Origin of the sequence: Sphingobium sp. PAMC28499 (genome assembly GCF_004795815.1) — a bacterium.
In the GTDB taxonomy this organism is placed as follows: Bacteria; Pseudomonadota; Alphaproteobacteria; order Sphingomonadales; family Sphingomonadaceae; genus Sphingobium; species Sphingobium yanoikuyae.
Window position 1 is genome coordinate 353,599 of record NZ_CP039248.1, and the last position, 22,687, is coordinate 376,285.

Annotated in this window: 16 protein-coding genes; 6 read left to right on the plus strand and 10 right to left on the minus strand. The window is 59.3% G+C overall.

The window, feature by feature from the left end; translation table 11 throughout:
• Positions 1-66 precede the first annotated feature (66 nt).
• Both E5554_RS01760 and E5554_RS01765 read left to right on the plus strand, forming a co-directional pair.
• Positions 67-2,133 (plus strand): TonB-dependent siderophore receptor, encoded by a 2,067-nt coding sequence (locus E5554_RS01760; RefSeq protein WP_247594350.1) that lies wholly within the window; start codon positions 67-69, stop codon positions 2,131-2,133.
• Positions 2,134-2,135: 2 nt separating this feature from the next.
• Complete coding sequence (locus tag E5554_RS01765; RefSeq protein WP_136185788.1) at positions 2,136-2,729, plus strand: type IV toxin-antitoxin system AbiEi family antitoxin domain-containing protein; 594 nt, start codon at positions 2,136-2,138, stop codon at positions 2,727-2,729.
• Positions 2,730-2,784: 55 nt separating this feature from the next.
• Here the strand turns inward: E5554_RS01765 and E5554_RS01770 are convergent, their stop codons facing one another.
• From E5554_RS01770 to E5554_RS01795, 6 genes are all read right to left on the minus strand, one after another.
• Positions 2,785-3,939: an alpha-hydroxy acid oxidase gene (locus E5554_RS01770; RefSeq protein ID WP_247594351.1), complete on the minus strand. Its 1,155-nt coding sequence runs from the start codon at positions 3,937-3,939 to the stop codon at positions 2,785-2,787.
• Positions 3,936-4,616: a Fe2+-dependent dioxygenase gene (locus tag E5554_RS01775; RefSeq protein WP_136185789.1), complete on the minus strand. Its 681-nt coding sequence runs from the start codon at positions 4,614-4,616 to the stop codon at positions 3,936-3,938. Before E5554_RS01775 ends, E5554_RS01770 begins: the two co-directional genes overlap by 4 nt.
• An 85-nt stretch (positions 4,617-4,701) precedes the next feature.
• On the minus strand, positions 4,702-5,448 hold the full coding sequence (locus E5554_RS01780; protein ID WP_168708662.1) for an energy transducer TonB: 747 nt from the start codon (positions 5,446-5,448) through the stop codon (positions 4,702-4,704).
• A 234-nt stretch (positions 5,449-5,682) separates the two neighbouring features.
• Entirely contained in the window at positions 5,683-6,477 is a 795-nt protein-coding gene (locus E5554_RS01785) for a tetratricopeptide repeat protein (protein ID WP_247594352.1), read from the minus strand.
• Positions 6,478-6,492: 15 nt separating this feature from the next.
• Complete coding sequence (locus E5554_RS01790) at positions 6,493-8,829, minus strand: TonB-dependent siderophore receptor (protein WP_136185791.1); 2,337 nt, start codon at positions 8,827-8,829, stop codon at positions 6,493-6,495.
• A 238-nt stretch (positions 8,830-9,067) separates the two neighbouring features.
• Positions 9,068-9,703 (minus strand): type IV toxin-antitoxin system AbiEi family antitoxin domain-containing protein, encoded by a 636-nt coding sequence (locus E5554_RS01795; RefSeq protein WP_168708663.1) that lies wholly within the window; start codon positions 9,701-9,703, stop codon positions 9,068-9,070.
• A gap of 281 nt (positions 9,704-9,984) precedes the next feature.
• On the opposite strand from E5554_RS01795, the gene E5554_RS01800 reads away from it, so the two are divergent.
• Complete coding sequence (locus tag E5554_RS01800) at positions 9,985-11,460, plus strand: HAMP domain-containing sensor histidine kinase (RefSeq protein ID WP_136185793.1); 1,476 nt, start codon at positions 9,985-9,987, stop codon at positions 11,458-11,460.
• 2 nt (positions 11,461-11,462) lie between these two features.
• Here the strand turns inward: E5554_RS01800 and E5554_RS01805 are convergent, their stop codons facing one another.
• Together E5554_RS01805 and E5554_RS01810 are read right to left on the minus strand one after the other, a co-directional pair.
• On the minus strand, positions 11,463-12,128 hold the full coding sequence (locus E5554_RS01805; protein WP_136185794.1) for a response regulator transcription factor: 666 nt from the start codon (positions 12,126-12,128) through the stop codon (positions 11,463-11,465).
• Positions 12,129-12,176: 48 nt separating this feature from the next.
• Entirely contained in the window at positions 12,177-14,276 is a 2,100-nt protein-coding gene (locus E5554_RS01810; RefSeq protein WP_136185795.1) for a TonB-dependent receptor, read from the minus strand.
• Positions 14,277-14,711: 435 nt separating this feature from the next.
• On the opposite strand from E5554_RS01810, the gene E5554_RS01815 reads away from it, so the two are divergent.
• The 3 genes from E5554_RS01815 to E5554_RS01825 are packed head-to-tail and all read left to right on the plus strand — an operon-like array spanning position 14,712 to position 19,011.
• Complete coding sequence (locus E5554_RS01815; RefSeq protein WP_136185796.1) at positions 14,712-16,841, plus strand: TonB-dependent siderophore receptor; 2,130 nt, start codon at positions 14,712-14,714, stop codon at positions 16,839-16,841.
• Between the two features lie 14 nt (positions 16,842-16,855).
• Entirely contained in the window at positions 16,856-17,572 is a 717-nt protein-coding gene (locus E5554_RS01820; protein WP_136185797.1) for a hypothetical protein, read from the plus strand.
• On the plus strand, positions 17,554-19,011 hold the full coding sequence (locus E5554_RS01825; protein WP_168708664.1) for a substrate-binding domain-containing protein: 1,458 nt from the start codon (positions 17,554-17,556) through the stop codon (positions 19,009-19,011). Before E5554_RS01820 ends, E5554_RS01825 begins: the two co-directional genes overlap by 19 nt.
• Positions 19,012-19,224: 213 nt before the next feature.
• Here the strand turns inward: E5554_RS01825 and E5554_RS01830 are convergent, their stop codons facing one another.
• Both E5554_RS01830 and traA read right to left on the minus strand, forming a co-directional pair.
• Complete coding sequence (locus E5554_RS01830; protein WP_136185799.1) at positions 19,225-19,794, minus strand: DUF6118 family protein; 570 nt, start codon at positions 19,792-19,794, stop codon at positions 19,225-19,227.
• A 9-nt stretch (positions 19,795-19,803) separates the two neighbouring features.
• The gene (gene traA, locus E5554_RS01835; RefSeq protein ID WP_136185800.1) at positions 19,804-22,683 is read right to left on the minus strand and encodes a Ti-type conjugative transfer relaxase TraA; all 2,880 of its coding nucleotides are present in this window, start codon (positions 22,681-22,683) and stop codon (positions 19,804-19,806) included.
• Positions 22,684-22,687: the final 4 nt, after the last annotated feature.

Genomic DNA, 22,687 nt, shown 5'->3' on the forward strand with positions numbered 1-22,687 from the left:
ATCCTCTTTTCGCTGGCCTCTCCTTCGCTCGCGATGGCCCAGGAACAGGTTCTTGGGTCCGTAACGGTGACAGACACCGCGATCGATGATCGGGAAGCCGAAAGCTCCTACAAGGTCAGCCGCAGCATCAGCGCGACGCGCACGGACACGCAGCTGATCGATGTACCCCAGTCGGTCAATGTGGTGTCAGTCAAGCAGATCGAGGATCAGGCGGCCAACAGCATCGGTGACGCCATACGCTATGTCCCGGGCGTGTTCTCGGCCCAAGGCGAGGGCAATCGCGAGACGCTGGTGATCCGCGGCAATTCGACCACCGGCGACTTCTTCGTTGATGGCATGCGCGACGATATCCAGACCTATCGCGACCTCTATAACATCGAGAAACTGGAAATCTTCAAAGGACCGAACGCGATGATCTTCGGCCGCGGCGGCGTAGGCGGCGTGGTCAATCGCGTTACCAAGGTTGCGGACTGGAATCTTCATCGTGCCTTCCGACTGGAAGGCGGCAGCTTCGAGCATAAGCGCGCCCAGTTTGATCTCGGCACGCCGATCACCGATTTCGCAACTGTCCGACTGACTGGTGTCTATCAGGACAGCGACAGCTATCGCGATGGCGTCAACTATAATCGCTGGGGCTTCAACCCGACCGGCTCATTCAAAATTGGTCCCGATACGACCATTTCGCTTGGATATGAGCATTTCGAGGATGAGCGCGTCGCCGACCGTGGCGTTCCCGCCCGGTTCGGCGCTTCGGCGACCAATATCGTTGGCCCGCTTCGTACGCCGCGCGGTCAGTTCTTCGGCGATCCGACCCAAAGCCCCACCGGTACGAATACGGACGCCGGTTCGCTGTTCATCGAACACAAGTTCAGCGATACGGTCTCGATCCGCAACCGCACCCGCTATGCCGATTATGACAAATATTATTCCAACGTCTTCCCCGGCGCGGTCAACGCAGCTGAAACAAGCGTGAGCATCTCGGCCTATCGTGCCACCACGCAGCGCAAGAATTTCATCAACCAGACCGATTTCAATGCGATCTTCAATACCGGCTCCATTGAGCATACCCTGCTCGTGGGCGCTGAATATGGTCACCAGAAATCCGACAATATTCGGGAAGAAGGGCGTTTTGCAGGCAATGCAAGCTCGGTGACCGTGCCGATCTCGGCGTCTAATGTTCGTTTGCCCATCAGCTGGACCATGATTTCGAGCAGCACGAACAGCAACGGCGTGGCGGAGGTCGCGGCCGGCTATGTCCAGGACCAGATCGCCATCTCGCCCATGTTCGATATCGTCGTGGGCGTGCGCTACGAGCATTTCAAGACCACGCTGCACGATCGGCGCAGCCTCGCCTTCCGGACGAGCGGCAGCACCATATCTCCCGAATATTATGACGTGACCGACAATCTCTGGTCTCCGCGCGCCGGCCTCATCTTCAAGCCGGCCGAGAATGCCTCCATCTATGCAAGCTACTCGCGCACCTACCAGCCGCGTGGTGGCGATCAGTTGACCGGCCTTTCGCTCTCCAACGCGAGCCTGGCGCCGGAGAAGTTCCAGAACTACGAAATCGGTGCAAAGTGGGACATTCTCCCCACTTTCAACCTTGCCGCCGCCATCTATCAGCTGGATCGCGACAATGTGCTTGCGCTGAGCGATCCTAATGATGCGGCTTCGCCGACGGTGCCGATCGGACGGCAGCGCACCAAGGGGATCGAACTCAGTGCCGCAGGCAGCATTACCAAGCAACTCAGCATGGTCGGCGCCTACACCTATTCCGACGGGACCTTCCTCGACAATGTCTCGGGCACTGTCCAGGCAGGGAACATCCTGCCCAACATGCCCAAGCACAGCGCCTCGCTCTGGACCCGCTTCGATCCGATCGAACAGCTGGGTGCGGCGCTGGGCGTGATCTACCAGGGCAAGCGCTACGCCTCGACCGACAATTTCGTCGCGATGCCCGGCTATACGCGGCTCGATGGCGCCGTCTATTTCGACATCGCGCCAGAGCTGAGCCTGCAGGTGAATGTCGAGAATATCCTTGGCAAGCGTTACTATCTCTATGCCCATAGCAACAACAACATCACGCCGGGTTCACCGACTGCGGTGAAGGTCGGCCTCAGCGCGAAGTTCTGACCATGTCCAGCCGCTTCCTTCCTTTGAAGCGCTTCACAAGGGAGGAGCGGCTGGCAATTTGCCTTCTGCGTGGCGGCAGCAGTGCCAAAGTCGGAGAGGCCGCTATCCGGGCATTCGCAGCACTGGGTGAACACGCCACCGAGCGAGGCTTCGTGATAGCGACATTGTCCAGCCCATTTGTGAACCAGGATGAGATCCGGCTTCTTGGGGGCATAGCAGCATTCCAGCGCCAGATACCGCCGATGGACATCGGGCTGCCGGCGCACCTGCACGCATTGCTGGACGCGTGCGCCGCAGGCCTGACCCGGCGTGGCGGCAAGCTTGATTTTCGTAATGTCGCCCGGTGCCCAGGTCCTCCTGAACATCGGGCAAAAAAGCGACAGGATCGTTCGATCCGCCTCATAAATCGCACATATGGCGCCCCCAAACAGGCAGTTGTCTTTGCGGTTCTGCGCGATCGTGACACGGCAACAATCGCCGATCTCGGCCGATTGGGCGTGTCTCGCTCGGTCGTCAGCAAGATGACCAAACGTGGCTTGATAGAGAGGGTGGGCTACGGCGTTTACGCCTCGCCGGCCTCGAAGCGCCGAGGATAGTGCATATGTCGCGCCTAGAGGAACATGCGGCCAGACATTCGTCCGACCTCACACATCAGTCTGAATAAGTGACATAATCAGGGCCAAGTTCGTCCAGCGATTTCACGCCGATTTGCGCCATGGCGAGTTCGAACTCTGCCCGGATCATGTGAAGCATATGGGCAACGCCGGCCATGCCCGCCACCGCGAGGGCATGAAGTTGCGGTCTCCCAATCATGACCGCGCTGGCACCAAGAGCAATCGCCTTCAGGGCATCCGTGCCGGTACGCACACCGCTATCGAGAAGGATCGGGCATTTTCCATCGATTATACGCGCGATCGGAGCGAGCGCTTTCATGGGCGTTATGAGGCCGTCGGTGACGCGTCCGCCGTGGTTCGACACGACAATGGCATCAACGCCATGATCGAGTGCCTTCCGAGCGTCAGCAGGAGAAAGGATGCCCTTCAATATGATCGGCAAACTGGTCTGCTTGCGCAGCCACGCGATATCGTCCCAGGTTGGTGCGGCGTCGGCAAGCGCCGTTCCAAAGACGATCTGTCCGCCCGAAGCTGCGCTGTTCTGAACGCATCGGGGCATTCCACGAAGATTGGCGGCCTCCCCCCCTTCCGGCAGCGCGAATTCGGATCGCTTTATGGCCGCATCGATCGTGACCATGAGGACGCAATAGCCAGCAGCCTCGGCGCGTCGCACCAGTTCAAGCGAATGCCCTCGGTCAGCCTGGAAATAGAGCTGGAACCAGAGCGGTGGCGTCCGGTCACGCTCCATAGCCTGGCTCGCGGCATGCGCAGCCCGAGCAATGTCCTCGAGAGGAATGCTGGAGAGCGTGCTCACCACCATGGTCGTTTCAAGGGCCGTCGCCGCTTGCATCGTCGCGATCTCGCCCTCGCGATGCGCGAGTTGATGATATGCAACCGGTGCCAGCAAAATGGGGGCAGCATGATGGTAGCCGAATAATGTTGTCGCCGCGCTACCACCGGCAAGCGACTGGAGCCGCCGGGGGACCAGCAACTGGCAATCAAACTGCTCCCGATTCTGCCGCAACGACAGTTCGGCGCCTGCGCCAGACCGGATATGCTCCCATGCGGACGGCGTCATATGTGCTGGCGCGCGACGCGCATAATCCTCGAGCGACCGGATGTCGGGCGGGATCAGCTTGAGAGGCGCAGCAGCTTCTGCCGGGTCATTGATACTATGATGCGATTCACTCATGTGACGGACCATTGGCGCAGCAGATTATGATAGACGCCAGTCAGCATCCCGACCGAGTCATGATCGGGATGATCCGCAGCCAGCCTCTGAATGGCTTCATCCATTTCAAACAAAGTTCGACGATTTAGCTGACAAGGCACGAGGCTCTGTGTCCAGAAGAATGCGGCCAGACGCACGCCTCTGGTGACCGGTTCGACTCGGTGATGGCTGGTTCCAGGATAGAGGATCATATCGCCTGCCGCGAGCTTCACCCTTTGCGTCCCGTAGCTATCCTCGATCGTGAGTTCGCCTCCATCATATTCCTCTGGGCCGCTCAGGAACAGGGTGCAGGAAATATCGCTGCGGACATAGGGGCCATTATTCGGCATGCGAAAGAGCGCATTATCGATGTGAGAGCCATAGGTGCCGCCGCCCTCATAGCGATTGAAACGAGGAGGAAGGACACGCAGCGGGAGTGCTGCGGCAATGAATGTCGGGCAGGTACCAAGCCGATCGAGCACAAGATCGCCCAGTGCCCGAGCGGTTTCGGCGGCCAGCGGAAGCTGAAGATTGGCTTTGACCTTGACCGCCAGATGGCCAGCGGTCGATCGCCCATCCTCCCAGTCCGCCCGAGCAAGCTTTTCCCTGACTGCAAGCAGATCTTCGGCAGAAAGAAGGCCGGGAATGGAGAGCATCATGATTGGCTTGTTCCTTGGGCCTGGCCGTCAGGCGAAGATAACCGGGACAGCCTTGGCAGCCCTGATCCAACGCGCTCGCAGAGATTCAGCTTTTGAGAATGAAGGGAATTTCAACGACACCCCGGATCATGACGGCTTCGCCGGAGCGCCTTGTTGGTGACCATTTCCATCGGCGAACCGCAGAGAGGGCAGCGCGATCCAGTCGGTCGAACCCACTGCTCCTGGCCACCGATATATCAGCAACGCTCCCGTCAATCGCGACCAATACGGTCAGCAGAACGGTGCCTTCCTCGTGCTTGCGACGCGACTCGTTGGGATAGCGAGGTGGATCGGCTGCAATCATCTTTGATGAAAGATCGCCAACCGATTCGATGGCGGGCGAAGGCGCCACCACGGGTGATGACGACGGCGGGCCGGGCACCGTTATCATTGGCGGCGGCGGCACGGATGTGGTCGCAATAGGCGCAGGATTGGGTGGGGTCTGTACGATAGGGACTGGCGCTACGACAGGCGTAGCGACCTTGGTTTCCTTGACGGGTTCCGCAGCTTGCTTTGCAGGAGGCGGTGGCGGCTTTGGCTGCTCCAGCATCGAAACGATGGTAGGCGCATGCAGTTGCTTGTGGACCGTCACCATGTTGAGCGCCAGAAAGGAGGAAAGCAGACCTCCGACGAGCAAGCCCGACATTAGCAACGCCCCGATATTGGGACGGCCGGAGTTGCCATATCTCGACGCATCCTCGTTCATCGCCGTTATTGCAGCGAGTGCCGGACGCGCCGACTGCACGGACACCTGTTCCCATGTTTGCACACGGCTTGTGATTGGACCGGTCAATGTGAAAACCCCTGACGGGATCCCCGAAGGGCATATTAATGCGAAGCATTTTCATAGCCAATCGGCATCGCTGCGTCGAGCCAAACTGACAGAAATACGCGGCTTTTCCTGGCTTTTTACGTCGAAATTGCCGTCAATCTGAGAGCATCGTCATTCGGGCAAATAGCTTACCTGGCTTCCCAACCAGAGCTGAACGAACTCCGTAAGTTTGCGTTTGGGTGATGCCTTCAAATCTTATCCAGGCTTGCCACACAGGACCTTCGCTAGCGGGCGGACAAGAGGCTCTGGATGATGAGCCAGCCACTGCCGCACCTTTTCGACAAACATATCTGTAGCTGTACCGGGGATTTTGGCGATCCATGCTTGGGCTTCGGCCCATCGAGCCTGAGCGATCAACATGCGCGCATGGTTGAACTCGCCGCGAAAATCGCCGGCTTCTGCCGCCTGGCGGTAAAGACTCGCCGCAATTTCCATATCTTTCTCGACGACCCAACCATCCTCGTAAAAACCACCGAGCATGTTGACGGACTTGGCGTGACCAAGCTTCGCTGCGGCCTCGAACAACCGGTACGCCTCTTTTCTGTCCACGCTCACACCCTCGCCCAGGCAATAGAGGGTGGCCAGATTATACATGCCCCAATCCAGGCCGAGGCGGGCGGCTGCATCATACCATTGCGCGGCGAGTGATTTGTCGATGGTCGTGCCCCAGCCAAATTCACAGCAGCGCCCGATCATGTTCATCGCCATGGGGTGGCCGGCCTTTGCCGCCTGCGAGAACCAGCGCAACGCTTCCGCTTCGTCCCTCTCGATCCCTTTCCCATCCAGGTTCATCTGGCCGTAGAGAGCCTGCGCGTCGGCGATCCCGGCCTCTGCCGCTACGCGCAGAATATTGGCGACATCTGTATCCGACGAAGCCAAACGCTCACGCGCTTCCTCTTCGCTCCAGCTCTTGATTTCCTCGAATGTCAGCATGGTCAGCCCTTCATGGATCAGGCCCGCCTCCTTGCGGGAAGCGGGCCTGGTCGCCATTTCACATGATTGCGATCAATATTTCAGGGACAAGGTCGCAAATGCCGAACGACCCGGCGCAATGTTCACAAAGTGCGTCGTGTAAGTCCGGTCATAATAACGCTTATTGGCCAGATTCTGGATATTGACCCGAACCGAGACATTGTCCGTGATCGTGACCGAACCGGTTGCGTCGAAGCGCCAGTAGCCAGGGATCGAGCGAACGATGGTACCCGTGGTGCCATCATCCAGAACGACGGTGCCGAAGCTGCCATATTGCTTGCTGTTGTAGATGGCGCCGCCACCGATCTGGAAGCGATCTGCGATATCGAAGGTCGTCCAGGCCGTGAAGCTGTGCTTGGGCGTGTTGGGGAAGGGCTTGCCATCGTTGACGCTGCCTGCTCCCGCATTCTTAATTTCGGAATCCATATAGGTGTAGCCGCCGAAGATGCTCCAGAAGGGAAGCGGCTTGCCGTTGAACCCGATCTCGAAACCGTCGATGCGACGCTCGCCCACATATTCAGGAAGGCCATTTGCGCCGGTGGTCCGGGCATTGCTCGTCTCCGTGCGGAAGAGCGCGAGATTGATGCCCATCGCTGCGTCGAACAGTTCCCACTTGGTGCCGACCTCGTAGCTGTCGGTTTTCTCGGCCTTCAGGTCGTTGATGGTCGTTAGGGCAATGGTGTTGCCGTCCTGGCCTTCGCCGAGCAGGCTTCCTGGCGGAGTGGTCGATTTGGCGTAGGAAACATAGACGCTGCCATTGCTCGCCGGCTTGTACGTCAGGCCTGCCTGATAGTTGAAGAAATTATCCTTCAGTTCGAGGCGCGGCGCCGCGGCAGTCGCCGGGATCGTCTGCGAGCTGGTCTTGTACCAGTCGTGGCGCAGGCCAAGGCTGAGCAGCAGCGAATCGGTGAAGGAGATCGTGTCGAACGCATAGAGCGCGTAGGTCGTCGCTTCGGTGATGCCCGAAACCCCGCTCTTGGTGATCGGCACGCCGCTGGTGCCGCCGGCCGGAATATTGGCCCAAGCGTCATAAGGGTTGGGATCAAAGAGGCTGGTGCAGTTATAGGCTGCGATATTGGCGGCGGAGCAGCGCTGCGCTGCAGGCGCGCCATTCACCACATTGGTGTTCACGGCAAAATTGCCGCGCTTCGACTGTTCCCAGCTTGCTTCATAACCAGCCGAGAAGCTGTGCTCGATGGAGCCGGTGTTGAAGGTGCCCGAAAGATCGATCTGACCGACCAGCGAGTCGACATCGCTCCAGCGCGAATTGGCGCGACGCCAGACCAGGCCATTGGCGACATTGCCCTGGCTGTCATCGGGCTGGGTGATGATATAGGCCTGCTTGTTATTGGCATATTTCGCCGTGCTGCGCAGGTGGATGCTGTCGCTCAGATCATGCTCGAAGCGGAAGAGCAGTTCGTCGATATTCGTGGTACGGAAATCGCGATCAGCAAGGCCATAGAAATTGCTGCGATCGACCTTCCGGCCGTTCACGACCTCTGCCGGACCGATCTGAAGCTGGTCGGCGGTATTGACCTGCGTCGCGTTACCGGCGCGCTCGAACGGGATGCCCGGATCGGGAATATCATCGCTCTCGAGGTGATAATAGTTGATGAAGGCGCGCGTGGACGTGTCGAGCCCAAAGGCTACCGACGGCGAAACACCCCAGCGATGATAGGTAACGACATCGCGCTTTGCGACGTCGGCATCGTGCCACATCGCGTTCAGGCGAACAGCAGCCGTCTCGCCCAGCTGATAATTGGTATCGAGCGTCGCGCGCTTATAGTCATCCGTACCGTAGCTCAGGTCGAGCAGGGCGTCGGTGCCCAGATGAGGCATCTTGCTGACGAGATTGAGGCTGCCACCGGCGCTGCCGCGGCCGCCCATCGTGGAGTCGCCACCCTTGACGACCTCGATCTGCTCGATCGCGAAAATTTCACGAGACTGGCCGCCGACGCTGCGGATGCCGTCGATATAGGTGCTTCCCTGCGCATCGGAACCGCGAATGAAGGGACGGTCGCCCTGCGGGTTACCGCCTTCGCCGGCACCAAAGGTGATGCCCGGAACGGTCCGCAATGCCTCGACGAATGTGGTCGACCCGCTTTCACGAATCACCTGGGAAGGCAACACGATGACGGTCTTGGGCGTGTCGAGCAAAGGCGCCGTATACTTAGGGGAAGCGGCCTTATCGACCTTGTAGCCCTGCTCATCGATTGCGGTGTCGGTCACGGTGACGCCGCCGAGACGCGGTTGATTGGGCTCGTTGCTATTGTCCTGTGCCACTGCCGGTGTGGCGAAAAGCCCGACGCAGCTCAACGCCAGATAGGCTGGTGCGGCAGCGGACGGATGGCGAGTTCGAGAAGTCGACACGTTACCCCCTTGTTGCAAATGAGTTTCAAAACGCGTCGCTAATGAGAATGGATTGCTATTGCTGCAAGGTTAAATTGTATTTCCAGCCGATAAAATTTCATTGAGCAAGCATGATGTTGCAGTATTGCATCAGTAATTATTTTTTAAATGTTGTAATGATTGCACGAAAAAACCCCCCACTTATTACAAATAAGTGAGGTTGCATGATTTAGAACCGCATTAGTATTTGAAATGTTTCCTATGCGGCTTTCACACCTCCTTCGTTTGAAGAAGTTGGCAGCCGATAGAGGCCGTGACTGACGCGCTCGAGATCGCCCGATTTGCACAGAACGCCAATATATTGCCTCGAAATTCCCATGGCTCCAAAGTCGGACGTACGGACGACCCCTTCCTGCCGGACCGCAGCGAGGGCTCGCGCCTTGTGACTCGTGTGCGCAAGGCGGGTTTCCGCGCTTCGCAGGGCTTTCAGAGCAGCAGGCTTCGGCGGAAGCGCCTCTTCGGAGATAAGTTGCACCTCAAAACAGCCTCTACCGCGACGATCATATTCGTCCGGCAGGAGGGGGCGTGCAGGCAGTCGGCCAATAGAGACTTCGATCAATAGAGCGCATTCCTGCATCTTCTCCTGGAGAGGATTGATGATGTTCCAGTGCCCGCTCTTTGATGGGCGCTGAAACTGGCTCAGGCGGCTAAGGATCGTGAGTTCATCTTCGCTGAGAAAGAGTGAACTCGGTCCAAAGACGACCAGCCTTTGGAGGGCAGCCTCGTTGGCCAAAGCCGTGAACGCTCGGCGGAGGGCGCACCCGTCCTTATCGAATAGATGCTGCAGCGGCTTTGCCGGCATTTCAGCACCAGGCATCGCCTGGCGAAGCGACATGATGACCCGGCGCTCCTTGATCGTCAGAAGAGAAAGGGCGTTCCGGCTCCCGCTGGTTACCGCCTTTGGCCCTCTGAAACGATATTGCGCACGCATTTCCGGATTCGGCTTTTCCGTACTGCCCAGGCGTCCAGCATCTGAAATGCGGTGGCATTTTTCATCGCGCTGAACATAAGGCGATTGTTGATAGCGATTCCCAATAGCAAAGGAGATGCTATGCAGCCTGAATCGGGCCGTTCAGCTTCGGTTTGGTTTTGATCTCGGCAATTGGGGTGCTTGCATTGATCAGCGAAGAACCACGCACGGCTTTCCGGGGAAAGCATCACACCTTCCATGCGCACCGGTTCAGCTTCGGTTTGGGAACCTCGGCTAAGAAAGGGCATGAAACAGGTCGAGACGCCGAAGGCTGGATCGCAGCCATGAAGCTTTTTCCGCGCTCCATCCGTGGGCGGCTGCTCTTTTCGGGGCTGTTCTTTTCCGGCCTCGCACTAGCTCTTGCCTCCTTATCGATAGGCAATGTTCTCGATCGCTTCGTGCAGCGGGGCCTTGATGAACGACTTGATGCACAGATCGCCCTGCTCCTGCGCGGGATCAAGGCCGATGGTACGGTCGATATCGCGAAACTTGAGGATATCGGCCCTTTCACACAGCATCGGCGCGGTTGGGTGTGGCGCATCGAGACGCCTGACCGGATCTACCTTTCCGAAGATGTCGTCCAGTTGGACAATGTTCGCCCTGAAGGCAGGCCGGGACGCGAAGGGCATTTTCGGGATTTCCCCGAACGCCTCCAGTCGGGCCGTTCCGAATTCGTTTATGCGCGTCGCCTAGAAAAGCGGATGCCTGCAGGCACCATCGTCATCACCGCTGCCGCGCCGATTTTCGTGCTGGATCGTTTGCGCGATGCAGCTACATTTCCGGTTCTGACGGCCCTTGGAGCACTGAGCGTCGCGCTACTGGTTTCGACCATCCTGCAACTTCATCTCGGCTTGAAGCCCCTCGGACTGCTCAAGCAGCGATTGAGCGCCATTCGATCAGGTACTGCAAGCCGCATTGTAGATCCACAACCTGCCGAGCTCATGCCAATCGTTGCGGAACTCAATGGGCTACTCGACGAAAATGAAGCAGCCCTCTCTCGCTCAAGAGCCCATCTTTCGAACCTTGCGCACAGTCTCAAAACACCCTTGGCCGCCCTTAACATTCGCCTCGCCGAGAGCGGGCACGATCCGGACGGCCAACTCGGAGAATTGGTGGCCCAGATCGATGGCGCCATACGCCACCATCTCGGCCGCGCAAGAGCAGCCTCGCCTGGCGCACCGGGACAACCGCTTGTGCCGATCGATCCTGCAGTTGCCGAGTTGATTGAAGCGCTTGAGCGTATTTATGCCGAGAAGGCGCTGACATTTGGCATGGAAGTGGCCGATGGACTTGAGGTCAATTGCGACCCTCAGGACCTGGCTGAAATGCTCGGGAATCTGCTCGACAATGCTTGCAAATGGGCGAGTTCGAATGTCCGCGTTTCGGCACGGGAAGACGGACGCTGGGCGCAGATCGATATCGATGACGATGGGCCGGGTCTTAACGAGGAGGCCATCGAGCAGGCACTCGTGCCCGGCCGCCGCCTGGATGAAAGATCGGAGGGGCATGGCTTTGGCCTTCCGATTGCCCGCGAATTGGTTGAACTGCACGGAGGCGCCCTGGTGCTTGGCCGATCGCCAGCAGGTGGCCTTCGAGCGACCTTGCGTTTGCCCCGCGGCTGAAATCAGTTGTTGTTTTCGGTCAGCAGATAGCCCCGACCTCGAATGGTCTGGATCATCTCCTGCCCGATTTTCCGACGCAGGCGTCCCACGATCACTTCCAGAGAATTTGAATCCACGTCAGCATCATATTCATAAACGCGCTCCATAAGAGCGCGTCGCTCCACCACGGTCTCCTTGTGCAGGATAAGCACGGAGAGAACCCGCCATTCGAAGGCGGTCAGCCTGAGCGGCAATCCGTTGAATTCGAAATGGCCGATCTGCGCATCAAACATGAGCGGGCCACAGTTGATGCGTGACGAGGCATGACCACTGGAGCGACGGATCAGGGCGCGTAACCGCATGATCAGTTCCTGCACGCGAAATGGCTTGATCAGATAATCGTCTGCGCCGGCTTTGAAACCGGCGACTTTCTCTGCCCATCCGTCCCGAGCGGTCAGGATGAGAACCGGCAGGTCATGCCCTCCGGTCCGCCAAGACTGCAACACCGTGATTCCATCGACCTTGGGCAGACCAAGATCAAGGACGGCAGCATCATAATGCTCGGTGGCGCCCAGATGACGCCCGTCCTCGCCATTATGTGCGATATCCACGGCAAAATTCTCAAGGCGCAGCGCCTTTCCGATACCATCGGAAAGGGTCTCATCATCTTCTACCACCAATATCCGCATTTGGGACGTCTAGATCTCAGGGGCCGCCAAGGCCATTGATTTCATTCTTCACAACCTCGTCGATAGCGAAATCTTGATGCTGCGCGGCAAGCCCTGCGCGAGCAGGCTCGAACCGGTCGATGCCCAGTAGCGCTTTCCTGTGACATTCTCGCCGTAGAGGCGCAGCGTCGTCCGGCTGCCAAGAAGGTCGAAATCATAGCTCGCGCCCAGATCGAATGTCTCGTAGCCCGGCACCCAAGCCTGATTGAGAGCATTCACAGCCCTGCGCCCGACATGGAAGATACCCCCGGAAACACGCAGTCCTTCGATCATCGGAAGTCGATATTCGAGGAACAGGGAGCCGGAGAATTTCGAGACATTCTCGATCTTCTTGCCTACGACCGTTGCATTGCCGGACTTCTGCTCTGCGTCGAGCAGCATCGCACTCGCGGCAATGGATAGATTGGGAAGGATCTCGCCAACGGCACTGGCCTCGACACCTTCATAGACGGCTTCAGCATCCTGGACGAAGAAGTTCGCACTGTTGAGATAGGCCGACGGACGCTTGATGTGGAAATAGGCTGTTGTCACAAGCAGCCCGTGCATGGGCTCGATCTTGATGCCCGCTTCCTTCTGCTTGCTGATCGCAGCTGGCAGAATTTCGCCGGCATTATTGGCAATCTGCTGGGCGATCGGGCCTGGCTCCAGGCCCTCGATATAGTTGGCATAGATGCTGGCCCAGGCCGCTGGATTTACCATCACGCCATAGGACAGGGTATCGGGCGTGATCTTGTAGGACGTCGTCCGACTGACGTCCTTATAATCGGTCTTTCGATAGCCGATCGTCGCCTGCAGCCACTCGCCAAGCGACATCCTGTCGAACACATAGAAGCCAAGATCATCCACCTTGGACGGATTGGCAATGATCCTGGGTGGGGTTGGCCGTTGGGAAATGGCAACCGGATCGTAGAGATTCTGGGCATAGCTGTAACGCACTGCGGTCGGAACGTTACTGTCGCGCGTGTAATAGGAGATGCCGACCAGAATGCTGTGCTCGATCGGGCCGGTCTGGAAACTGCCCGAGACGTCGCCTCGATAGATCTCATTCTTGTAGTCATTGCCATGGGTCATCGCGACGCTCAGCGTCCCGTTGCCAGTGGCAAGATCATAGCCACCAAAAGAGGAATAGCTGCGGTCACGCGTCATGTAGGATTGCCCCACTGCTGCGGAAAAGCGCCAGCCTGGAGCAAAATCATAATTGGCCCGTGCCAGCAGGTTGGTTTCCCACCCCTTGCCCCGCATCCATTCGCCACCGAGATTCTTGGAGGCGCTTTGCAGAGGAGGCAGCGCAATCACGCCGTTTACCGCGGCTGGCAAACTGAATTCGGTGGGCTCCGTGATGCTTTTGTAGATATATTCTGCGTCGAGGAGCAGTTGAAAATTGTCGGCCGGCTGCCAATCAAAAGCCCCCGTAACGAAGCTGCGCTCGCCACTTGTCCGCTTGACCCCGGTTTCCAGCAGGGCCGTGCCGGCATTGACCCGCAATCCCATCGTCCCGAATTTGCGACTGATATCGAAGCTCGTCCCGATCGAGCCATTGCTGTCGCCCTGAATATCGACTCTGGTCACAGGAGAATTGGTTGGCCGTTCCGTGACGAGGTTGATGATGCCCGACGGGGTCGCGAAGCCGTAATAGAGACCGGCCGCGCCTTTCAGGACTTCGATCCGATCCTTGCTCTCTATAGGCTGCTCTATGAGATTGACGACCGGCAGAACGCCATTCCAGCGGACATTGGTAAAGTTGCTCAGGGTGATGCCACGAATGGCAAGGTTGCTGTAGATGGTCGAGTTGATCTGAGCCTGCGTCACCCCCGGCGTATTTCGGACCGCGTCGATGATGGATCTGGCCTGCTGGGCTTCGAGCAATTCCTTCGTCATGATCGCTACGGTCAGTGGCGTGTCCATGAGCCGGGCATCACGAAATGTGCCGGCCTGGACATAATCGGCGCCAAAGCTGTCCAGGCGATCGGCCGTGACGACAATCTCGGCCTGTGCATTGCCTGAATCCGCCGTCTGCGCGTGTCCGACAGATGCCTGACAGGCTGCCAGAATGAAGGCCGGGCCTGCCGAACTCCGGAATGCTGCCTTTACCGATCCAAAACGAGCCACTTACCGATCCCTCCCATATGATTCGGGCGGCGAGATAGTCTATTGCGAATTATTTGCAAAATTTGCCGCGGCGCATGCAGTGCGGGCCCGTCAGCAGGCAGCGTGAAAACGGCGGAAATCCGTCATCGGGAACATTGGTAAAACATTGGAGAAACATTGATTCTTCCCAATGTAACTTGCGCGAGCGCCTCCTGTTGTCCCGTCGAAATTGGCTTTTCAAGTCCGGAAAACCAGTTTCGAAGCGACATTGTTGGGCGGTCAATCGCCCACTCGACCGGAGAATTATGCCTATCTTGACCAGGCGAAGGGTCGGATCACTTATGCGGCCGTGACAGGTGGATGACAGGTTTCTCCAGCAATAGTCCTTGTTGCATATGATTCGCAAAGCCATTAGCGAGCGGGTCATTCCAAGATAATAATGCTTCGGGAGCATCCATGAATTTCGTGAACCATCGCCGCTATGCCGGCCTGATGACGCTCGCCCTCGCGAGTTGGAGCGCCACCATTGCGGGCACCGCATTTGCTGAAGATGCAGCCGAAGCGCCGCAAGATGTCTCTTCCTCGGAAATCGTGGTCATGGGCCAGCGTGGTCAGGATTATAAGGTCGACCAGCTCACGACGGCGACGCGCACCGGCACCGACATCATGGACGTTCCCCAGTCCATCCAATTCGTCCCACGCGATGTGATCGACGATCAGCAGATCACCGATCTCACCAGCGCGTTGCGCAACGTCAGCGGCATCCAGGCCGGCACTAATGCAGGCAATCGGTCCGAAAGCTTCACCATCCGCGGTTTCCGATCGTCCTATTATGCCGTCGACAGCATCATGCTCAGCCCCGCGATCGAGACGAATGACAGCTATCGCGACATGGCCAATATCGAGCGGATCGAAGTGCTCAAGGGCCCGGCATCAGTGCTCTATGGCCGTGGTGATCCGGGCGGCCTCATCAACATCGTGACCAAGCAGCCCAAGTTCCAGCCAGCCATGAACATGTCGGTCCAGCTTGGCAGCAACGATTTCCTGCGCGGTCAAGCTGACGTAACCGGCCCGATTACCGACACGCTGGCGGTCCGGGTGGTTGGCGCAGCCCAATATGGAGATACCTTCCGCGACATCTTCCAGCCTTTCCGCCGTCAGTTTCTGTCGGGATCGGTCCTGTGGACACCAGATGACAAGACCAGGATCATTGCCAGCCTGACCTTCGCGCACCAGCAAAGCCAGTCCGATCGCGGCCTCGTTGCGACAGTCGATGCAGATGGCAACCTGGGCGTCGATCTGCCCCGGCGACGGTTTCTCGGAGAAAAATGGGCGACGCTGGAATCGCAGCGCTACGAATTCAACTATCGTATCGAACGGGAGGTGACCGATTGGCTCACTTTGCGTCAGATCGGCCATTATGACGAAGGCAAGCTCGATCTCTTCGGCATCAACTATGGCAGTAGCGTTGCGGTAAATGCGACGACTGGTGCCCGGACATTGACCCGCACTGCAGTCGAGCAGCATGAACAGAACCACAATTATGATGCGCAGGCCGATATGGTTGCGCGCTTCAAGACTGCGGGCATCGGCCATACGGTCGTCATCGGCGGCGAATATGTGAAATCATATCGCTTCCGCACGTTCGCGCGAGCCACGCTGGCTCGAATCGATATCGACAATCCAGTCTACGGCGCGCTCCCTGGCACCTTCGTGCCGGCTGCAGATCGTGAGGTGAATGCCAAGTCCTGGTCTGCTTATGCACAGGACCAGATCGACATCGGCGAGCATTTCAATCTGCTGGCAGGCGTTCGCTTCGACCATGCGCAGCAGTCCGACTTCGGGACCACGCAATATGCGTCTGACGACAAGGCCTGGTCACCGCGCGTCGGGCTTGTGTGGAAACCGGTCGAGAATGTCTCGCTGTTCGCTGACTATACACGCTCATTCCAGTCCAAGCCCGAGCCGACGATCGACGGCAAGCCGATCGATCCGGAAAAGGGACGCCAATATGAAGCCGGCATCAAAGCCGAACTGTTCAAAGGCCGCCTGGCCGCGACGGCCGCAGTCTATGAGCTGACGCGCGAGAATGTCACGCAGCAGGATCCCAATAATGTCGGCTACAACATCAATGCAGGCGTCCAGCGCTCGCGCGGCGTAGAGTTCGACATTTCTGGCTCGATTTCTCCGTCAGTCAAGGTGATCGGGAATGCAGCCTACACGGACGCGATCGTTCTCGGATCCACCGACTATGCACGTGGCAATAAACTGATCGGCGTCCCCAAATGGAGCGGCAGCATCTGGGCGACCTGGGAACCGACCGGCGGCACGCTCCACAATTTTGGCCTGGGCGCTGGCGTATTCGCCGCAAGCAATCGACAAGGCGATCTTGAAAACAGCTTCTCCATCGGCGGCTATACCCGGCTCGACAGCAGCCTCTGGTACAAGATCGCGGACAAGCTGCGCCTGTCGCTCAACGTCAAGAACATCACCAACGACTATTATATGGAATCCTCCGTCTCCAGGTCGCAGATCGTCCCGGGAGAAGGTCGCAGCTTCCTTGTTGGCCTGAGCGGGAGTTTCTGATCATGCGTCGGACAATGCTCGGCCTGGCCACCATATTTGCGGCCATTCTGGCGCCGACCACTGCGTCCGCCGCTCAAGGACAGATTCTCTTTCTGATGCGCGCCAATCCTCCTGGCGGATCGGCCGATCCGGCCGTTCAGGCACATCTGGAGGAACTGGGCTATCGCGTTACCGTGACGGATGGCTTCAGCAATGCGCCCGATCCCTGCGGTTTTGACCTTGTTCTGATGTCTTCCACCGTGCGTTCCAACCAGTTTACGGCCGATCGTCCCGCCATCTCGCGCTGGCGCGACATGGGTGTGCCGCTCGTCACCTGGGAAAATGATCTGCTCGATGATCTGCGGATGACCGGCCTGCGTAGGGACAGCGATTTCGGAGAGATGGAAACGGGTCATTATATCTGGCTGGTCCGGGCCTCCCACCCCATGGCGGCGGGCCTGCCCGCTGGCCTCGGAACATGGACAGAGGCACGTACACCCGCCGGCTGGGGCAAGCCGGGCCTTGGCGCTGACATCATCATGACCTGGCCAGGGGAACCCGACAAAGCCACCCTTTTCGGTTATGAAGCAGGCGCGACGATGGATTACGACTTTCAGGCGCCTGCCCGAAGGGTCTTCATCGGCATGGAGAATAACAGCTTCTCGCGAATGACCGAAACCGGGCATAAATTGTTCGATGCAGCCATCGCGTGGGCGCGCGCGGGCAAGAAGCAGTGCGGAACGAAGAAATGAGGGTTGGCCACCTCGTCGCTCTCGTCACCACGGCTGCTTTTTCTGTTGCCGTTTCGGCCCAGGAGGGGCCGATTCCAGAACCCCGGCCGCTTCGTGCCCACTATGTGCTGCCACATGGGGTGATGATCGGTGGCGGCCCGGAAGCGCAAGCTGTGGCAGAAGCGATCGGCGCTGCACAGGCCAACATCTGCGGCGCAACTGGCGCCGTACCGCTCCTGACCCAGGGCATCATAGCGCTCGCCGTATTGCCACGAGAAATGACGCCGATCGAGCGCGCTGCGGTGCGCCGCTTCAGTGGCGGTACACCGCTTATGCTTCCCCTGCGGGAAGGGCTATTTGCCTATGTTCGGCGTGATAGGGACGGCTCTATCGACGAGCGCCTCGTGCCGGTCATCAGGCGGCTTTTGTCCGTGGAAGGGCAAGCTTCGCTTGCCGACGCACTTCCCGACTATCATGCTTTGGCTTCCAGCGCCCATGCCACCAGCATCAGCCAAATTGCCTTGATCCCGAGCGCGCCAGTTCCACAAGCTCGACCAGGATATACTGGCGCCGATGGAAGTCTCGCGATCATTGGCAGCGACACGCTGGTGACGCTCATGCCAGATCTGCTTGCCGCCTACGCCCGGCACGCGCCCAAGCAACGCTTCTCCACCGATCTGCGCGGTTCTTCGACTGCCATGCCAGCGCTGACTGCCGGGATGACGATCTTTGCCCCTATGGGACGTGAACTCTGGCAAAATGATCTGGACGCTTTCCGCCAGGTCAAAGGCTATGGTCCGACACGTTTGCGCATCGCTTATTCAAGTCATGGGCCGCGGACGAACGGCAAAACTCCGCCAGCAATCTACGTCAATGCGGCCAATCCGATCGCAGGTTTGTCGCTCCCGCAAATACGCCGGATATTTGCGGCCGGCGCAGCTGGTGGCGATATCCGCAATTGGGCGCAACTGGGCATGCGAGCCGGCGAAATCCATGTCTATGGTGCTCCAGATGACGGCGGGTTCGGCACAGCCATGCGCCTGTCGAAACTCGACGGCTTGCCATTTAGCGCACGCTATCGAGCATTGAACGGCGGCAAGGCGATATTGACTGCTGTGGCAGCCGATCCATCTGCCATCGGCTACGCGACCTGGATGGATGCAAATGCGGCGCCAGCCGGTGTTCGGGTCTTGGCGCTCAGCGAGCTTGACGGGGATTCCTACAGCCTGCCAGACGCTGGTGGCGATCGAGGTCGCTGGCCGATTTCCTATTTCTTCAACATCTATGTCGACAAAAAGTCCGGCGAAGCCTTGCCCGCTTCAACCAAGGAATTATTGCGCTTTTTCCTGTCAGACGAGGGCCAGGCGATAATTGGACGCCATTCCGATGAAGAGGACGGTTACTTGCCCCTCTCACCTCATGATCTACGTGCAGAACGAGAGTTACTAGACAATCTATAATGCGAAAATCAGACGTGCAGAAGGCTACAGCACGCCGATAGAGCACTTCAAATCCCCAAGCCCGCTGACGCCGCGAAGGTATGACGCCGAACCGTAGCTTTCCAGCTGTCGGATCAGCTCGTGGCACCTGAACGAATGAATGCTTACAGGAAATAAAATGGGTCGCCGGACGACCGCACCGGGCGCAAAGCAGCCAACACGATGCCTGTGCCCCTATCGCTCCTTCTCATCTTCCCGCGCCGAGATGATCAACCGTCGCCCGGCTTCTTTCTGCTCCATGCCCATCATGCGGGACGCCATCCATTCGGGCACATGCCAGCTCACCGGTAAAGATCGGGCGACCGCTCCGGGCAGGATCGACCAAAGCAGAATGCCGAACAGGATTCCGCCAAGACCGAACCATAGCAGCTGACGCTCCTGCTCGGCCGCACCGCGTTCGCGCGCTACCATCCCGTCCATGTGCCAGGTCAACTTCGAAAGCCGTTCCTGCGCTTGACGCAGCATCGTTCGGTCTTCCGCCCGTGCCGTCTGCGCAGATGCGATGATCCGCTCTACCAGCGCTTCAGGCGTCATCTCCATGGCCGGACGGCTCTGGATCATGTCGAGCTTGAGCGCATGCACACCGAGCGCCTTGTTGATCTGCGCCAAAGTCGCGCTGTAATCGGGGATCTTCTCCCGCGCGGCGGTGAGGCCTTCAAGCGCGTGACGGAGGAGGCTCAGTTCCCGGCGCACAGCATCAAAAGCTTCCGCAGGATCATCTTCGTGGGGGGCTGTTTGGGTCATGACTGAAGCCTAGAGCCCAAGGCCCCGGCCTAGCGAGCGGCCGAGATGACGCTGGAGATCCTGCGACAGCGATTGGCCGATTTGGGAGGATAGACCCAGTTCCTGGGTGCGATTGCGCAGCAGCGACTCCAGCTGTGGATCGCGTTCCAGGCTTTTCGCCATGCTCGCCATCGCCTCACGCACTTTCCCGCTTCCCATATGGTCGCCGCTGCGTCTAAGCGCCAGACGCTGGCTGTCGCTGCTTTGCCAATCGGCAATGAAGCGATCAGCGCGCTGCTGGCCAGCGACACGCATGTCCCGCTCCACCTGCATCTGCCTGATGGCATTGCCACTATGCCCGGCGGCCGCTTCATGGATGAGCCCGCGATCCTTGCCAAAGGCGGCGCTCAGATCCTGCGATGCCTGGGGGCGCAGCGCATCGAGCGCGTCGCGCGCCCGCTGCGCGGCCTGTTGCTGCTCGATCAGCGGCTCAAAGCCCTGGGCGCGCATGGCCTGCCCTTGCTGCAAGGCCTTGGCATAGTCCTGCACCGCCTTGTCGAACGAGGGCATGGCCGGTCGCTGATCCAGCGGCGCGGCATTGAGCTTCAGCCCGGCAAAGAGACTGCGCTTTGGCTGGAGAGGGGGCTCGGCCTTGGGTTGATGTGGTGGCTGGGCCTGATGTCGGGGCTGGGACTGAGCCTGGCTCGCCGCCTCCCGCGCGCGCCCATAGTCCGATGCCATATCCTTGCCACGCTCACGCTCGAGCGTGCGGACGAGCTTGCCCTGATTGGCAAAGTCATCCTTGCCATAATGAAGATTGACCGTTTCGCGGTGGCGCGAGAGCGCGACATAGCTGGCATGGCGATCAAGCCCGGGGGTTGCCAGCACATGCACCTTGTCCACCGTCATGCCCTGCGCCTTGTGGATGGTGGCGGCATAGCCATGATCGATATGGGCATAATGTTTGGTGTCGAAACCCACTTGGCGCCCATCATCGAGCGATACCCGCATATGCGCCTTGTCGACATGCGCGATGGTGCCGAGCGTTCCGTTCTTCACCCCCAGGCTGCGCTCATTCTTGAGGAACATGATCCTGTCCCCGTCGGCAAAGCTTCGCGCGCCGCGCTCGACGGTGAGGCTGACATCCTTGCCCAGTTCCCCTGACCGCTGCAGTTGCTCGCGCGCCGCCTCGTTGAGGCTGCGCACCTCGTCATTGGTGTGGGTAAGGATGATGCGGCTGGCTCGTGGGTCGGCGATGCGATCGCGATCCCACCGCTCGATCAGGTCACCACGCGCATCCTCGCGCGTCTCGGCAGCATGGACATGGCCATGGTCGCCATAGGCGGTGATCGCCTCATGGGTACGACCGGTCGCCAGCGCCCTGGTCGCCTCGCGCTGCCAGTCGTGCGCCTGCCGGCGGATCGAGCTGATCTCGACGCTGCCATGGCGCTCGGCAATGGCGCGGAACGAGGCGCCGGCCTCGATCGCCTGCAGCTGCTGGGGATCGCCGACCAGCACGACCTTGGCACCATGCGCCTCCGCTTCCTGGAACACCCTTTCCATCTGCCGCGTGCCGATCATCCCGGCCTCGTCGACCACCAGGATCGACCTGTCGGTCAGGCGCTCGCGATCCTGCGCCCATTGATGCTCCAGGCTTGCGATCGTGCGCGAGGCTATGCCCGACCCGCTTTCCAGATTTTCCGCAGCGATGCCCGAGAGCGCAGCGCCGCGCACATCATAGCCGGCCCGCTCCCAGGCATCGCGCGCCACGCCCAGCATCGCGCTCTTGCCGGTGCCGGCATAGCCGATGACATTGCTCAGCCCCTTGGCGCTGGTCACATGCTCGAGCGCGCCGCGCTGTTCGGCCGAGAGGTCGAGCCCGCCTGCGCTGGCCTGTGCCAGCGCCCGTTCGACATGGCGATCGGCCAGCCCATGATGGCGCCGCGCGTCGAGGGTGGCGGTGGCCTTTTCCAGCCGCTGTTCGGTCTCCAGCATCGCGCGGGAGGTGAACCGCGCCTCCCCTCGCCCATCCTTGCCCAGCGCCACCAGATCGGGCGAGGCTTTGACCGCCGCCATGACCCGATCAAATTGTTCCTTCCCCTCGCTATGGCGGTGAACGAACATGGCAAGATCACGAGTGGTGAAGGTCGCCTGATTGTGGGTGATGCCATCGAGCGCAATGCCCGGATTGGCGAGGATCTTCTCGCCATTGGACCGGGCGATCTCATGATGCTCTTCGATCCGCTCGCTGACTTGGCCCGCTTCCCCCATGCGCGCCGCGGCCGGGCCGATCTTGTGCTGGGGCTCGAGATCAATGCCCTGGGCTTCCAGGCTGCGATGATCGATGCGTGCATCGATATCTAGAGCAGCCAGGCGCTCGTTCACATGCTCCGCCCAGGCCTCGCGCCAATGGCTGAGAAGCTGCGTGCTGTTCCAGTCGCGCACCTTGGCGCCAAAGCCCTCTGGCGTCACTTCGCGCAAGGTCAGCATCACATGGGCATGGGGCTTGGCCAGTCCATCGGCGCCGATATCCCAATGGACGTTGAGATCGGCGACCATGCCGACATCGACGAACTCGCGCTGGACGAAGTCGCGCGCCAGGGCGATGCCCTCAGCCTGCGACATTTCTCGGGGGATGGCGAACTCCACTTCACGCGCCAGCTGCGCGTCCTTGCGGATCTCGGCGGCCTCGACATCATTCCACAGCTGCTCGCGATCGCGCCATTGCTCTGGCGCGCCATCGGGCAGCATCACTTCGCTGTGGACGACGCCGGCCTTGTTCGAAAAGTCATGATCGCGCCCGAACAGCATATCGAACAGCGATGAGCCTGAGCGATAGGCGGCCGAGGCGACCGCCGAGCGGCCGGCGGCGCGCGAGATGACTTTGACCGAGAGATGGTAGATCGCCATGACG

Bases quoted from the DNA above. Each gene is read 5' to 3' on its own strand.
- E5554_RS01785 (WP_247594352.1), bottom strand. From the start codon at position 6,477: ATGGCGACCAGGCCCGCTTCCCGCAAGGAGGCGGGCCTGATCCATGAA.
- E5554_RS01805 (WP_136185794.1), bottom strand. From the start codon at position 12,128: ATGCGGATATTGGTGGTAGAAGATGATGAGACCCTTTCCGATGGTATC.
- E5554_RS01815 (WP_136185796.1), top strand. From the start codon at position 14,712: ATGAATTTCGTGAACCATCGCCGCTATGCCGGCCTGATGACGCTCGCC.
- E5554_RS01830 (WP_136185799.1), bottom strand. From the start codon at position 19,794: ATGACCCAAACAGCCCCCCACGAAGATGATCCTGCGGAAGCTTTTGAT.
- E5554_RS01795 (WP_168708663.1), bottom strand. From the start codon at position 9,703: ATGTCGCTTCGCCAGGCGATGCCTGGTGCTGAAATGCCGGCAAAGCCG.
- E5554_RS01775 (WP_136185789.1), bottom strand. From the start codon at position 4,616: ATGATGCTCTCCATTCCCGGCCTTCTTTCTGCCGAAGATCTGCTTGCA.
- E5554_RS01820 (WP_136185797.1), top strand. From the start codon at position 16,856: ATGCTCGGCCTGGCCACCATATTTGCGGCCATTCTGGCGCCGACCACT.
- traA (WP_136185800.1), bottom strand. From the start codon at position 22,683: ATGGCGATCTACCATCTCTCGGTCAAAGTCATCTCGCGCGCCGCCGGC.
- E5554_RS01765 (WP_136185788.1), top strand. From the start codon at position 2,136: ATGTCCAGCCGCTTCCTTCCTTTGAAGCGCTTCACAAGGGAGGAGCGG.
- E5554_RS01770 (WP_247594351.1), bottom strand. From the start codon at position 3,939: ATGAGTGAATCGCATCATAGTATCAATGACCCGGCAGAAGCTGCTGCG.